The organism is Pseudomonas sp. E315, assembly GCF_055406205.1.
Map to the genome: position 1 here is coordinate 1 of NZ_JBUZPJ010000014.1, position 14,429 is coordinate 14,429.

The 14,429-nt window shown below is 56.3% G+C and carries 13 protein-coding genes; 5 read left to right on the plus strand and 8 right to left on the minus strand.

What is annotated here, in order from left to right; all coding sequences use genetic code 11:
* Window positions 1-305: 305 nt before the first annotated feature.
* Window positions 306-707 carry a YbaY family lipoprotein gene (locus ACZRJQ_RS17800; protein WP_463979645.1) on the plus strand — a complete coding sequence of 134 codons (402 nt, stop codon included), beginning with the start codon at window positions 306-308 and terminating at the stop codon, window positions 705-707.
* 184 nt (window positions 708-891) lie between these two features.
* Complete coding sequence (locus ACZRJQ_RS17805; RefSeq protein ID WP_463979646.1) at window positions 892-1,266, plus strand: YbaY family lipoprotein; 375 nt, start codon at window positions 892-894, stop codon at window positions 1,264-1,266.
* A gap of 124 nt (window positions 1,267-1,390) precedes the next feature.
* On the opposite strand, the gene ACZRJQ_RS17810 is transcribed toward ACZRJQ_RS17805, so the two are convergent.
* Together ACZRJQ_RS17810 and ACZRJQ_RS17815 are read right to left on the minus strand one after the other, a co-directional pair.
* The gene (locus tag ACZRJQ_RS17810; RefSeq protein WP_463979647.1) at window positions 1,391-4,456 is read right to left on the minus strand and encodes an efflux RND transporter permease subunit; all 3,066 of its coding nucleotides are present in this window, start codon (window positions 4,454-4,456) and stop codon (window positions 1,391-1,393) included.
* Window positions 4,457-4,461: 5 nt separating this feature from the next.
* Window positions 4,462-5,562, minus strand: a complete 1,101-nt coding sequence (locus tag ACZRJQ_RS17815; protein ID WP_463979648.1) for an efflux RND transporter periplasmic adaptor subunit — start codon at window positions 5,560-5,562, stop codon at window positions 4,462-4,464.
* Window positions 5,563-5,652: 90 nt separating this feature from the next.
* Between ACZRJQ_RS17815 and ACZRJQ_RS17820 the strand changes: the two genes are divergently transcribed.
* Window positions 5,653-6,294 carry a TetR/AcrR family transcriptional regulator gene (locus ACZRJQ_RS17820; RefSeq protein ID WP_463979649.1) on the plus strand — a complete coding sequence of 214 codons (642 nt, stop codon included), beginning with the start codon at window positions 5,653-5,655 and terminating at the stop codon, window positions 6,292-6,294.
* Window positions 6,295-6,335: 41 nt separating this feature from the next.
* Here ACZRJQ_RS17820 and ACZRJQ_RS17825 read toward each other — a convergent pair whose 3' ends face one another.
* Window positions 6,336-7,118 carry a class I SAM-dependent methyltransferase gene (locus ACZRJQ_RS17825; protein WP_463979650.1) on the minus strand — a complete coding sequence of 261 codons (783 nt, stop codon included), beginning with the start codon at window positions 7,116-7,118 and terminating at the stop codon, window positions 6,336-6,338.
* Window positions 7,119-7,211: 93 nt separating this feature from the next.
* Between ACZRJQ_RS17825 and ACZRJQ_RS17830 the strand changes: the two genes are divergently transcribed.
* A complete protein-coding gene (locus ACZRJQ_RS17830) occupies window positions 7,212-7,832 on the plus strand; it encodes an energy transducer TonB (RefSeq protein ID WP_463979651.1) in 621 nt (206 codons plus the stop codon).
* Here the strand turns inward: ACZRJQ_RS17830 and ACZRJQ_RS17835 are convergent.
* The 5 genes from ACZRJQ_RS17835 to ppc form a co-directional block, all read right to left on the minus strand.
* On the minus strand, window positions 7,829-8,698 hold the full coding sequence (locus ACZRJQ_RS17835; RefSeq protein WP_463979652.1) for a DUF72 domain-containing protein: 870 nt from the start codon (window positions 8,696-8,698) through the stop codon (window positions 7,829-7,831). The two genes, ACZRJQ_RS17830 and ACZRJQ_RS17835, sit on opposite strands and share 4 nt — an antisense overlap.
* Before the next feature lie 4 nt (window positions 8,699-8,702).
* Window positions 8,703-8,999 (minus strand): hypothetical protein, encoded by a 297-nt coding sequence (locus ACZRJQ_RS17840; RefSeq protein WP_463979653.1) that lies wholly within the window; start codon window positions 8,997-8,999, stop codon window positions 8,703-8,705.
* Window positions 9,000-9,215: 216 nt separating this feature from the next.
* Window positions 9,216-9,893, minus strand: coding sequence for a tRNA (adenosine(37)-N6)-threonylcarbamoyltransferase complex dimerization subunit type 1 TsaB (gene tsaB, locus ACZRJQ_RS17845; RefSeq protein WP_463979654.1), 678 nt, complete (start codon window positions 9,891-9,893; stop codon window positions 9,216-9,218).
* Between the two features lie 93 nt (window positions 9,894-9,986).
* Window positions 9,987-10,634, minus strand: a complete 648-nt coding sequence (gene adk / locus ACZRJQ_RS17850; protein WP_463979655.1) for an adenylate kinase — start codon at window positions 10,632-10,634, stop codon at window positions 9,987-9,989.
* A 286-nt stretch (window positions 10,635-10,920) separates the two neighbouring features.
* Window positions 10,921-13,551 carry a phosphoenolpyruvate carboxylase gene (gene ppc, locus ACZRJQ_RS17855; protein ID WP_463979656.1) on the minus strand — a complete coding sequence of 877 codons (2,631 nt, stop codon included), beginning with the start codon at window positions 13,549-13,551 and terminating at the stop codon, window positions 10,921-10,923.
* Window positions 13,552-13,979: 428 nt separating this feature from the next.
* Here ppc and ACZRJQ_RS17860 point away from each other — a divergent pair, with 428 nt between their 5' ends.
* The gene (locus ACZRJQ_RS17860) at window positions 13,980-14,393 is read left to right on the plus strand and encodes a DUF4398 domain-containing protein (RefSeq protein WP_048363326.1); all 414 of its coding nucleotides are present in this window, start codon (window positions 13,980-13,982) and stop codon (window positions 14,391-14,393) included.
* Window positions 14,394-14,429 lie beyond the last annotated feature (36 nt).

The window sequence follows — 14,429 nt, forward strand, 5'->3', positions numbered from 1 at the left end:
GCTCAAGGCGGCAGTGACGGCTCCTTTTTGGTAGTTACTGAGCATGGCGTTCATGGTGGCAATGGCGTCAAGCCACAAACTGGCGGCGCTCAAGGCGGCAATGGCGTCAAGCCAAACAATTAAGATTTAAGTGTTGCAGCGAAGCCAAGGGGAGCCATCCGTTCATCTTCGCTGCAGTCTAAACTGCGGTATCTAGCCTGAGCTTCAAATCACTCAAAGGCTATTCTTCAGGAACTTCATTGTTAGAATCCTTTCCATGTCCTTGTATGAAACCTCGTACTCGGAAAACGAAACGGAGTATCCCAATGAAAAAAATTCTTATCCTCAGCCTGACCGCCCTGCTCGGAGCCTGTAGCTCGGTGAACTCCACGCCACAAGCAAGCCTGGACGGCGAAGTGTTTTACCTACAACGCATCGCCCTGCCACCCACCGCCACCTTGGAGGTGAGGCTGCAAGATGTATCGCTGGCGGATGCTCCGGCAGTCACACTGGCCAAGCAAAGCGGCCAGATCAAAGGCCAAGTGCCACTGCCGTTTCACTTAACGTACGACCCCAGCCAAATCAAACCGGGCCACACGTATTCAGTGAGCGCGCGGATCGAAGATAACGGCCAACTGCTGTTTATCACCACCGAACACAACAGCGTTGATCTCAATGACCACACCCCACAACCGCTGCGCTTGCGTGTGGATCAGGTCGCTCATTGACTATAAAAACGGTGATTTCGACCGTTTTGTAGGATAAGACCTTAACGATCTACAGGGTATTTCCTCAAAGACGCACGGATGCGTCTTGAGTTGATATTGTCGTTCACAAAGGAGCTAGTGTTGGATGTATACCAACTTTGGTAATACACCCACATTAGATAAAACAAAGATAAGGAAATCTAAAATGACCCACGAAAAAAACTCCAATACTCCGACTGGTACTCCCCAAGCGCTGCTTAACGGCGAAGTGTTCTACCTGCAACGTATCGCGCTGCCACCCACCGCCATCTTGGAGGTGAGGCTGCAAGATGTATCGCTGGCGGATGCTTCGGCAATCACACTGGCCAAGCAGAGCGGCCAGATCAAAGGCCAAGTGCCACTGCCGTTTCACTTAACGTACGACCCCAGCCAAATCAAACCGGGCCACACGTATGCAGTGAGCGCGCAGATCGAAGATAACGGCCAACTGCTGTTTATCACCACCGAACACAACGGCGTTGATCTCAATGACCACACCTCGCAACCGCTGCGTTTGCGTATGGATCAGGTCGCTCACTAAGCACTGCCCGTAGGAGCTGTCGAGGCACGAAGGCTGCGATCTTTTGATCTAAACACTTACCCATTAAGGGCAAGAACTCGCAACCTTCGCGCCTCGACAGTCCCACTGTTATGCGTTAACTACCTTATGCCTTCTTCACCTTGAACCACGCTGCGTACAGCGCTGGCAAAAACAGCAAGGTCAACGCCGTTGCCACGATCAGCCCGCCCATGATTGCTACGGCCATAGGGCCAAAGAACACGCTGCGTGACAGAGGAATCATCGCCAGTACTGCCGCCAGCGCGGTCAGCACAATCGGGCGAAACCTGCGCACCGTCGCTTCAATAATCGCCTGCCACGGCGCCAGCCCCGCTGCTTTGTCCTGCTCGATTTGGTCAACCAAAATCACCGAGTTGCGCATGATCATGCCCGACAAAGCGATAGTGCCCAGCATCGCCACAAAGCCGAACGGCTGGTTGAACACCAGCAAAAACAGCGTTACACCGATCAAGCCCAGGGGCGCAGTCAGAAACACCATCGCCATACGAGAGAAGCTGCGCAGTTGCACCATCAGCAATGTCAGCACCACCACAATAAACAGCGGCACCCCGGCCTTGACCGAGTTCTGCCCACGGGTTGAGTCTTCAACCGTACCGCCAACCTCCAGCAAATAGCCATCTGGCAGCTCGGCACGCACACCTTCAAGGGTGGGAAGAATCTGCTGCACCAGCGTCGCAGGTTGCTCCTTGCCATAAATGTCCGCCCGGACAGTCACGTTAGGTAAGCGATTGCGGTGCCAGATAATGCCTTCTTCAAATCCATATTCCAGCGTCGCAATTTGCGACAAGGCCACGCTTTTGCCATTGTCCGTGGGCACCGACAAACTCGGCAGCAGCGCCAGCTCCCTACGCTCGTTGGGCGTGCCGCGCAGCAGAATTTCGATCAACTCATTGTCTTCGCGATATTGGCTGACGGTGGAGCCCAACAATGTGCTCTGCAAAAAGCGCGACACGTTTGCCGTACTCACGCCCAACGCGCGGGCGCGGTCTTGATCGACGTTGAGATACACCACCTTGCTCGGTTCTTCCCAGTCCAGGTGTACGTTAACCACGTGAGGGTTTTCCCGAACCTTGGTCGCCACTTTACGTGCCAGCGCTCGTACTGCTTCGATGTGCTCACCCGTCACCCGAAACTGCACCGGATAGCCCACTGGCGGGCCGTTTTCCAAGCGCGTGACCCGCGAACGTATGGTCGGAAATTGCTCGTTCAGGGTGTCTATCAGCCAAGTGCGCAGTTGCTCGCGGTCTTCGATGGTCTGGGCCAAGACCACAAACTGGGCAAAACTTGCTGCAGGCAATTGCTGATCCAGCGGCAAGTAATAGCGCGGTGAACCCGTCCCGGCGTAAGCCACATAGTTAACGATACCGGGGTGCCCCTTGAGCAAACCTTCCAGACGTTTAACCTGCTCAGTGGTATTGCTCAATGAAGCGCCTTCGGCCAGTTTTAAATCGACCATCAGCTCCAGTCGGCTCGATGCTGGAAAGAACTGCTGCGGTACAAACTTGAACAGCACCACCGACCCTACAAACAGCAACGCGGTCAGTGCAATCACGGTTTTACGGCGGCGTACGCACCATTCAACCAACCGACGAATGCGCTGGTAAAACGGCGTGCCATACGGGTCGGGCGCGCCATCGCCAGCGCCATGTTTAGCGGCATGAATCTTCGCCAGATCCGGCAGCAGCAACGCCCCCAAATACGGCACAAACACCACGGCGGCAATCCATGACGCCAGCAGCGCAATGGTAACCACCTGAAAAATCGAACGCGTGTATTCACCCGTGCTTGATTGCGCCATAGCGATGGGCAAAAAACCTGCCGCCGTAATCAGCGTCCCGGTCAGCATCGGGAACGCCGTGCTCGTCCAGGCAAAGCTAGCCGCCTTGAACCGGTCGTAGCCCTGTTCCATTTTGATCGCCATCATTTCAACGGCGATGATGGCGTCATCCACCAGCAACCCCAGCGCCAGCACCAGCGCGCCTAACGATATCTTGTGCAGGCCAATGCCAAAGTAGTGCATGGTGGCAAAGGTCATCGCCAACACCAGCGGGATGGTCAAGGCCACCACCATTCCGGTACGCACACCCAGCGAGAAGAAGCTCACCAGCAGCACAATCGCCAGCGCTTCCACCAGCACCTGCACGAATTCGCCTACGCTGGTTTTTACCGCTGCAGGTTGGTCTGAAACCTTGCTCAGTTGCATCCCGGCCGGCAGGTTCTTTTGGATGCGGGCAAACTCGGCCTCAAGCGCCTTGCCCAAAACCAGAATGTCACCGCCATCTTTCATGGCCACCGCCAGACCAATCGCGTCCTGCCCCATAAAACGCATGCGCGGGGCGGGTGGGTCGTTGAAACCGCGGCGCACATCGGCAACGTCTTCAATACGTAACGTGCGCTCGCCAACCCTGATCGGGAACCGCTCAATCTCTTCGACTGTTTTGAAATTACCGCTCACGCGCAATTGAACACGCTCGGTGGGTGTCTCGAAGAACCCGGCCGTTGAGACTGCGTTTTGTTCTTCCAGGGCTTTTTGAACAGCCTCCAGCGGTAAGCCCAACGTGGCTAGCTTGAGGTTAGAGAGTTCGATCCAGATTTTTTCGTCTTGCAGGCCCAGCAACTCGACCTTGCCGACATCTTTGACCCGTTGCAGCTGGATTTGGATACGGTCGGCGTAATCCTTAAGCACCGCATAGTCGTAACCTTCGCCGCTCAGGCTGTAGATATTGCCGAACGTGGTGCCAAATTCGTCGTTGAAAAACGGCCCCTGAATACCGGGCGGCAAGGTGTGTCGGATGTCGCTGATCTTTTTGCGAACCTGATACCACAGCTCCGGGACTTCATTGGAGTGCATGGAGTCGCGGGCCATAAAGGTCACTTGCGACTCGCCTGGGCGCGAAAACGAAACAATGCGTTCGTACTCGCCGGTTTCCATGAGCTTCTTTTCAATGCGTTCAGTGACTTGGCGCGAAACCTCTTCGGCAGTGGCACCCGGCCACAACGTACGGATTACCATCGCTTTGAACGTGAACGGAGGGTCTTCGCTTTGTCCCAGTTTTGTATAGGAAAGCCCGCCCACAATGGCCAGTAACAACATCAAAAACAGCACAATTTGGCGATTACGCAACGCCCAGGCAGAAAGGTTAAAACCCATCGGGATTACTCCTTCGCCGCTACGTTGATCGTTCGATTGGAACGATCAACTGGTCGCACCTCCTGCCCTTGGTGCAACACATGCACGCCGGCTGAGACGATCCAGTCTTCGGGCGCGAGCCCTTCCAATACCGGCACGGTTTTTTCGCCATACGGCCCAACGCGCACAGGGACTTGCTCCAGTTTGTTACCGGCCCCGACTCGCCATACGTAGGCTGCTCCATTTTCAGCACTCAGGGCCGACAGCGGCACAGACAATGCGCTCACGCCTTCGCTCTGGATAAACACTCTGGCACTTTGGCCCAACTCGGCCGGCACCTTGCCCGCAGTGAAAGCAATACGCGCGGCAAAGGTGCGCGACTTAGGGTCTGCCGCAGGGGACAGCTCGCGAATGCGCCCGCTGAAGCGCTGTTCGGGTTGCGACCACAGCTCAACCGACACCGGCAATCCCATTTTGAAACGGCCAAAGTCTTGCTCCGGCAGGCTTATCAGCACTTCACGATCACCGTCCGCAGCAAGGGTAAATACCGTTTGCCCCGCTGCCACTACCTGCCCCACTTCCACTTGGCGCTGGGCGATCACGCCATCTTGTGGCGCACGCAAAACGGCATAACTGGCCTGATTGCTGGCCACATCCTGCTCAGCCTTAAGCTGTTGCAGCTTGGCCTCCCCTGCGCGGTAAAGGTTTTCGGCATTGTCGAACTGCGAACGACTGACCATCTGCCGATCCAGCAGCGTTTTGTAACGATCACGCTCCGAGCGCACCAAGTTCAGGTTAGCTTGAGCGGCGGCAACTTGAGCCCGCGTGGCGTCCAATTGCAGGCGCACATCCTGAGGGTCAAGTTCGGCCAATGGTTGATTGGCCTTGACGCGCTCGCCTTCGTCCACCAGCCGTTTAGTGACTTTGCCGCCAATACGAAACGCCAACTGAGGGTCAAAACGCGCACGGACTTCACCGGGGTAACTTTGGCTGGCCATCGCTGAAGGCTGGGGTTGCACCACCATCGCAGGGCTAATGTTGATGTGCACAGGCTCTTCATGGCCACATGCAGCCAACAAAAACACCAAACAGACAGGCACAGCGCGGGGCAAGGCGTGGCGCAACATGGAGATGACCTTTCGCTAATGAGGCTTGGAATATTTATACTGGCCGGCATGTTATTAATACCAAACTCACCAGTCCAGTAATAAACGGAAATGTCTGACCATCCTTTAGCCCCCAATGCCCCCGGTCGCCCAAAAGACATGGCCAAACGCCAGTCGATTCTGGACGCGGCCAAACATTTGTTTTTGAGCAAAGGATTTGCCAGCACCAGCATGGACGCCGTCGCTAACCTGGCCGGGGTGTCAAAACTGACGGTCTATAGCCACTTCACTGACAAGGAGACGTTGTTCTCCTCGGCAGTTATGGCCAAATGCACCGAGCAATTGCCGGGCTTACTGTTTGCGCTGCCCCAAGGCATGCCGATTGAGACGGTGTTGTTGAACATCGCCCGTGGTTTTTATGCCCTGATCAACAGTGAAGAGTCGTTGAACTTGCACCGGCTGATGATCAACTTGGGCAGCCAAGACCCAAAACTGTCACAGATTTTTTTCGAGGCCGGGCCGCAGCGAATGCTGTCGGAAATGGGTCGATTGTTGGGTGAGATTCATCAAAGCGGTGCGCTGCGTATTGCGAATCCACACAACGCCGCCGAGCACTTTTTTTGCCTGATCAAAGGCGCGCCTAATTTTCGGCTGCTCTATGGCTACGGCGAACCGTTGAATGCACAAGCCGTCGAAGCCCATGTACAAGAAGTGATTGGGCTGTTTATACGGGCTTACACCGCATACCCGTAGGGTTGGCGCAAGCTACGGCAACTCCCACGGGCATGGATGACTCAGGGTTTTAACGCTTTTTTCGGGTAAATGTCGTAACGGCTCGACTTACCATCCAATGCGTGGCTCGGCTTAGGCCCCGCAATAGAAGGCGCTTTGCGCGCACGCTTGACCACCACGCGGTGAGTGGCCAAGGCCAAAGCCGCTTCCAGCAAGGCCGGGGCGTCGTTGTCATCACCCACCAATGGCCGGAACAGGCGCATTTCTTTCTTAACCAGCGCTGTTTTCTCACGATGCGGGAACATCGGATCGAGGTAGATCACTTGCGGCGGCTCACCTTCCCAATTGCGCATCACCTCAATCGAGTTGCCCTTGAGCAAGTGCATGCGCGACACAATAGGAGCCACTTCAAAGTCGTCCAACCCACGGGCCAGACCGTCCTCAAGTAACGCGCCGATCAGTGGCTGGCGTTCGATCAGGCTCATTTCACAGCCCAGACTCGCCAACACGAATGCGTCCTTACCCAAACCCGCTGTCGCATCCAGCACCCGTGGGCGCACGCCTTGTTGAATGCCCACTGCTTTGGCGATCATCTGCCCGGTGCCACCACCAAACAAACGCCGATGGGCCGCCCCGCCCTCTACAAAGTCGACCCGCACCGGGCCGGGCGCGTCAGGCCCCAGTTGCTGCAACTGCAAACCCTGCGCTGACACCTGCAACGCGAACTCTGCGTCGGGCTCGTTCAAAGGCAGGCCCAAGCGTTCAGCCCATTGCTCAGCCAAGGCCTGAAAGGCCTCATCCAGCGCCTGAACTTTGATACGACAGCCTGCTGTTTGCTCAATCATTTAAAAACACGCTCAAAAATTTAATGATCGGCAAACGCTGCCGATAAATGAAATATCCGGCATTTTGCCAGAGCTGGGCGTCGACCGAGAGCTATGTCAGACATTCATTCCACATCGTTAGGTTTTATCGCGCCCATTGGCGCCTTTGGCCGACACAATTCGCAGATCACAGGCAGCGTCAATCACCTGTGGAAGGACTTCTACGCCCAAGCATTGGCAGAACAGTCCAGCACTGACGAATTTTCGCCGATCGATACGCAAGCGTTGGTGGTGGATGAAGGCCTTGAACCTAGCGGCGGTAGTGAGCTGCTGAGCAGCATCGTAACTCAGCGCCACTGCGATGTTCAGGACACCGAACTGCGCCCACCTGAAGCCCTGTTTTTGCCGATTGCCGAGTTCGAGCTGGACTTGCTGCCGCCAATCGCCAAGCCTTATCCGCCAGACGAACTTTTTGCCCAGCAACACCAGCAGGACTTCGACAGCAATTGGGTACGCCCAATAGTGATGGCCGCCGGGCATCCGCTGCCACAGCCAGGCCCTGCCCCTGAGCCGCGTCCATTGCACTTGCCGATTGCGGAGTTTGAAATGGACTTGCTAGACAAACCTGCCGAACCGTTTGACGCCATAACGTTGATCGAACAACAACGGGCGATGGATTTCGACCTTGGCTGGGCACGTCCATTGATCGTCAACAACCTGCGCCTAGCGGCCTAGAGCAGCCCCAATTGCTCGTGGGTTTGAGGTGGCTGTGATTCAGGCAACTCGGGCAGCCCCGGTAACCTTTCGCTCAACTGCTGATGAAAGCGCCGCGCCAGCTCAGGCGCAAGGTGATTGTCAGGCGTGTGCAAAAACACGTAAGGCGTACGACCTTCTTCGATCCAGCCCGCGACTTTTTCAACCCACGGCACTAAAAACGGGTCGTTAGCCTCAAGCTCCGGGCGGCCAATAAAGCGCACTTGTGGGAACTGCGTAAACGCGGCCGGGCGCGGTGGCACCTTAGGCTTTTTCGCTTGCGCATGCAGCACAGTAGGGGCCGTTGAAGTGCAACTGAACAAGGCTCGCGGATCGAGACAAATGCGTTCAACCCCACGATCCATCAGCACCCGATTCAATACGCGCTCAGCGTCGCCCTTGGCAAAGAACTCCGGGTGACGCACTTCAATCGCCAACGGACGCTCCAGCGCGTCTATAAAGCTCACCAGCTCAGCTAAACGCTGCGGACCGAAGCTTGCCGGGAGTTGCAGCCAAAGTGGCGCTACGCGCACACCAAGCGGTCGCAACAACTGTAGGAAGCTTTCTACCGCCTGACCTTGTTCTCGTAGGTCACCGCCGTGACTGATGTCGCGCGGGAACTTGGCGGTAAAGCGAAAATGCTCGGGCAGGCTTTGAGCCCAGCGTTCGACCGTGCTCAGTAATGGCCTGGCGTAAAACGTGGTATTGCCTTCGACAGCATTGAAGACTTGCGCGTACAAGCTCAGAAAATCAGCCTGCCGAGCGTTTTGCGGGTACAGCCCTTCGCGCCAGGCGTTTTCACTCCAGGACGGGCAACCCAAGAAATAAGGAAGGTGAGCGTCAGTCATGCGCTCAAATGTACAGGTCTAGCCCCAGCACTTCTATTTCCCAGTCAACAAAACCTGCTGTGGTCAGGTAGCTGGTCAATGCGCTGGCCACTTTTTTGCTCATGGCACGCTGGAAGATCATATCTTGCTGACGAGCCGGCAACTGGCTGATGCGCTCACTGGAGCCTTGCGCACGAGCGGCTTGTGGTGCGTGCTCAAAAACGATTTCGCTGTCTTCAACCGACTCATCGACCAGCAGCTTGCCTTTACGCGGCTTGCGCTTGATCGGGTAGGACTGTGAGGAAAAGCCGTCTATGCGCATACATACAAGCCCGGTAGCAATGATGGCAATTTAGCGGCACCTGCCGAACTAATCAATTGCCTAAGTGATGACTAGACTGCAAAAACACAAAAAGGTTTAAGGCCTACCCACACTGTAGTCGCTGCCGCAGGCTGCGAAGGGATACGCAGCAGCCCGTTTCTTGAAAACCTTGCGACCCTCATCACAGCCTGCGGCAGCGACTACAAGGTTTGGTTGTCACGCCTTGGCTTTAGGCGTTGCGACTTTGTCGCGCAGGTACACCGGCTGTGCATCGTCAGCAACGATGGCTTCGCCTCGCGCCCAGGCAAAGCGCGCTAAGGTCAGCAAGTCTTCGGCGTGGGGCAACATGCCCGCGTCCATTGCGTAAGGTTGGGGGCTCAAGCGTTCGACATAACCCCAACCGGTGCCCGCGCCAAACCAGTCACCAGTGGCGTCGTCCGGCAAGTTAGCGGCTTCGGGTGCCAATACCGCTTCAGCACCGACCAAGCGCATTTCGCCGGCCACCTCGCGATAGCAACCCCAATAGACTTCGTCCATGCGTGCATCAATCGCCGCCGCAACTTGTGTTGCACCGTGTTCGCGATACGCACGCTGGGCCAATACGGCCAGGTTAGAAATTGGCAGCACCGGGCGCTCCAGTGCAAACGCCAAGCCTTGAACCACGCCAATGGCAATGCGCACGCCGGTAAATGCACCCGGGCCACGACCAAAGGCAATGGCTTGGACTGCCGACAGTTCAACACCTGCTTCGGCCAACAAGGTTTTGATCATCGGTAACAGCTTTTGCGCGTGCAGGCGCGGGATCACCTCGTAGTGGCTCGTGACCTTGCCATCGTGCAGCAAGGCAACAGAGCAAGCTTCAGTCGCGGTATCCAGGGCCAGCAAGGTGCTCATCGGTGTTCCCGTCAGAATCAAAATGGAAAAAAGTGCAGCAGTATAAACAACAACAGCCCGCAAGCGGGCTGTTGTATCAGAGCAAATCGATGATCAGCTCAGCGCTTCAAGCACCTTGGCGGTGATGGACTCAACCGAGCCAACGCCTTCAACGTGGCTGTACTTAGGCTTGCCTTGCGCAGCAGACAGCTTTTGGTAGAACTCCACCAGCGGCTTGGTTTGCGAGTGGTAAACCGACAGACGATGACGAACAGTTTCTTCGGTGTCGTCTTTGCGCTGTACCAGCTCGTCGCCGGTGACGTCGTCTTTGCCTTCTACTTTCGGCGGGTTGTAGACGATGTGGTAAACGCGGCCCGACGCATCGTGTACACGACGGCCAGCGATGCGCTGAACAATTTCTTCGTCTTCAACAGCGATTTCAAGTACGTGGTCCAGCTCAACACCGTTTTTCACCAGCGCTTCGGCTTGCGGAATGGTGCGAGGGAAACCGTCGAACAGGAAACCGTTTTTGCAATCGTCCTGGCTGATGCGTTCTTTAACCAGGTTGATGATCAAGTCATCGGAAACCAGACCGCCGCTGTCCATGACGCTTTTAGCGATCAGGCCCAGTTCAGTGCCAGCTTTTACCGCTGCACGCAACATGTCGCCAGTGGAGATTTGCGGGATGCCAAATTTTTCAGTGATGAACTTTGCCTGAGTACCTTTACCGGCCCCGGGAGCTCCCAGCAGAATTACGCGCATCGATGTGCTCCTCAACTTTTTATTTAAATGACAACAGACTCGCCTCTTTGGGCCAATCTCAAAATCGGGTGATGGCCGCCCAAACGGCCAAGGGCTGATCAAGATACACAGCAGGCTCGACCCACACAAGCAGGCCAAAGCATGATTAATCCGCGACAAACCAGCGCTTGCGGCCGGGTGTCACAGGTCGCAACCCAACACTCATGTGTCGCGCCTGCGCTGAAGTCGGCATGTAACCTGCATCGGCTTAAAGCGCTTTGACGCGACACATTACCCAACGCCGCCCTTAGCCGGTATTGCGCAAACCTGCTGCAATACCGGCCACAGTCACCAGCAACGCTTGTTCCAGAGGGCTGCCTTGTGCGCCTTGTTGTCGCCGAGAACGCGCTAGCAACTCAGCCTGCAACAGATGCAGCGGGTCAAGGTAGGTATTGCGCAAACGAATGAACTCAAGCGTTTCCGGGCTGTGCTCCATCAGCTGAGACCGCCCGGTCAAACCCAATACCACTTCACACGCCTGCGACAATAAGTCGCGTAAATGTGCACCTAAAGGCAGCAGCTGCGGGGCAACCAAACGCTCGTCGTACAGGCGGGCAATATCGGCATCTGCCTTGGCCAGCACCATCTCCAGCATGTCGATGCGCGTACGAAAAAACGGCCATTGCTCACGCATTTGCGCCAACTGTTCGCCCTCTCCTCGTGCCAAAGCTTTATTCAAGGCGGTTTCCCAACCCAGCCAGGCGGGCAACATAAGGCGCGTTTGAGTCCAGCCAAAAATCCACGGGATGGCGCGCAGACTTTCAATGCCTCCGGCGCGGCGTTTAGCCGGGCGACTGCCCAAGGGCAAACGCCCCAACTCCTGCTCGGGTGTGGATTGGCGGAAGTATTCGACGAACTGCGGGTTGTCCCGCACGACAGCGCGGTAGGCCTTGACCCCATCCTCAGCCAATTCGTCCATCAATGTGCGCCAGCCCGGCTCGGGCAATGGCGGCGGCAGTAAGGTCGCTTCCAGCACAGCCGCCAGGTACAGGTTGAGGTTTTGCTCGGCAATGTCAGGCAAGCCGAACTTGAAGCGGATCATCTCCCCTTGTTCTGTGGTGCGAAAACGGCCCGCCACCGAACCCGGTGGCTGAGACAGGATGGCTGCGTGAGCGGGGCCGCCGCCTCGACCTACAGTGCCACCACGGCCATGAAACAGCAGCAGTTCAACGTCTTGCTCACGACACAGATTGACCAGTGTTTCTTGCGCTCGATATTGCGCCCAAGCAGCAGCCGTGGTGCCAGCATCTTTGGCCGAGTCGGAGTAACCAATCATCACTTCTTGCGGGCCATGCAGCCGTGCGCGATAGCCAGGCAACAGCAGCAAACGCTCAATCACCGGCCCCGCATTGTCGAGGTCAGCAAGGGTTTCAAACAGTGGCACCACACGCATTGGCCGTTCGAGCCCAGCCTCTTTGAGCAAGAGCTGCACGGCCAGTACATCCGAGGCCGCACCCGCCATCGAGATCACGTAGGACCCCAGCGAAGCGCCCGGTGCAGCCGCTACTTCTCGGCAGGTGGCCAGCACTTCGGCCGTGTCCGCGCCGGGCTTGAAATACCCCGGTAGCAAAGGGCGACGGTTGGCCAGCTCTCGCATCAGGAACGCCAAGCGTTGGTCTTCGTCCCAGTCTTCGTAACGACCCAAACCGAGATAATCGGTAATTTCGGTCATTGCCGAAGCATGTCGGGCCGCATCCTGTCGCACATCAAGGCGCACCAAAAACAGGCCAAACGTCACAGCGCGTCGCAGAAAATCAAGCAGCGGGCCATCAGCAATCACGCCCATGCCACAGTCATGCAACGACTGATAACACAGCTGCAAAGGTGCCAGCAGATCGCGGTTGTCATGCAGCACACCATCGGGGGCAGGTTGTGTCGTGCTCAATGAACTGTGCGCCCAGTTGCGCGTAATACGCAGCCGATCACGCAACTTTTTAAGCACCGCGCGATAAGGCTCTGCACGCTCTCCCGCCACCGCCAACAGCTGCGGTGTGGCTTGCTGCATCGACAAGTCGGCGGCCAGTTTGTCGATATCACGCAAGTACAAATCGGCCGCCATCCAGCGTGCCAGCAGCAACACTTCGCGAGTAACGCTAGCGGTGACATTGGGGTTGCCGTCCCGGTCGCCGCCCATCCATGAAGCAAAGCGAATGGGTGTGGCTTCGAGCGGCAAATGCAGGCCCGTGGCAGCATGAAGCGCTTGGTCTGCCTTGCGCAACATGTTTGGCACGGCCTGCCATAACGAATGCTCGATCACTGCAAAACCCCATTTGGCTTCATCCACAGGAGTGGGCCGGGTGCGACGGATTTCTTCGGTATGCCACGCCTCGGCAATCAAACGTTGCAGGCGCTGTTCGATGTGCGATTTTTCGGCGCGGGTCAGATCACGATGGTCTTGAGCGGCCAACTGCTCAGCAATGGCATCGTATTTTTGAATCAATGTGCGGCGCGTGACTTCAGTGGGGTGAGCGGTGAGCACCAGCTCAATGTCCAACCGGCTGATGTGTCGCGCCAGTGATTCCGGGTTGTGACCTTGTGCCAGTAAACGCTCCAACAACGTGGGCAACACCAACGCTTCAAAGGGTTCGGGCTTGCCTTCTTCGCGGCGGTGGATGAGTTCGTATTGCTCGGCGATGTTGGCCAGGTTCAAAAACTGGTTGAACGCGCGCGCTACCGGCAGCACTTCATCGTCGCTCAAAGCATCGAGAATCTCACTCAGCTCCTCGCCGGTGGTGCCGCGCCGATCGGCTTTGGCGCCTTGGCGAATGCGTTCAATTTTGGCGAGGAACGCTTCGCCATATTGGTCACGAATGGTATTGCCCAACAGCTCACCCAGCAGGTGAACGTCATCACGCAAGCGCGCATCAATATCAGTCATCAGCAATTTCTCCAGCGGTATCCGGGGACAGCTCGTGCCCAAGAGTGCGTCGCAACTGTCGCCCGTGGCAAGCCATGAGCGCGATAAAAAAACTAAACGCTCCCCACGCAAGACTGACTCGTTTCAGCAACACACGGGTGCCCCCGACTGAATGCAAACAAACACCCCGCAAACCTTGGCCCAAGGCTACAAAGCCCATGCCAGAAGCCTTGAACGCAGGTGCCAGCATCAAAAACATCTGACTGCTCGGTCATAAAGCTTTTAGGCCATTTGCCATCTTTTTTTTTGAACTATTCAAAAAACGCTTCGGTCAGAGCCATTAACCATCACCTTTAGAGCCTGTGCACTAACACTCAGGGTGACGTCACAGGTAATGATCAGTGGCGCCGCAATCGTGATGGAATTTGATGTTTTTTAGGAGTTACCTAATGGAGTTGAAGACCATGATGACCCGCACTGTCAAAACCACCTCACCTCGCCTGCGCGGGCTAAAACTGGCTGCGTTGGCAATCGGTACCAGCTTCGTTTTGGCCGGCTGTGCTGGCAACCCTCCATCGGAGCAATACGCGGTGACTCAATCGGCGGTTAACAACGCTGTGAGCGCTGGCGGTACTGAATACGCCCCTGTGGAAATGAAATCTGCTCAAGACAAACTCAAGCAGGCCGAGCTGGCCATGCACGACAAGAACTACAAGGACGCCAAGCGTTTGGCCGAGCAAGCTGAGTGGGACGCTCGTGTAGCCGAACGCAAAGCTCAGGCCGCCAAAGCCGAGAAAGCCGTTCAGGATGCTCAGAAAGCCGTTCAGGAATTGCGTCAGGAAGGCATGCGCAGCGTTAAGTAAACGCCGCCCCTTTTTGACTGTTTCTGCGACACAGCA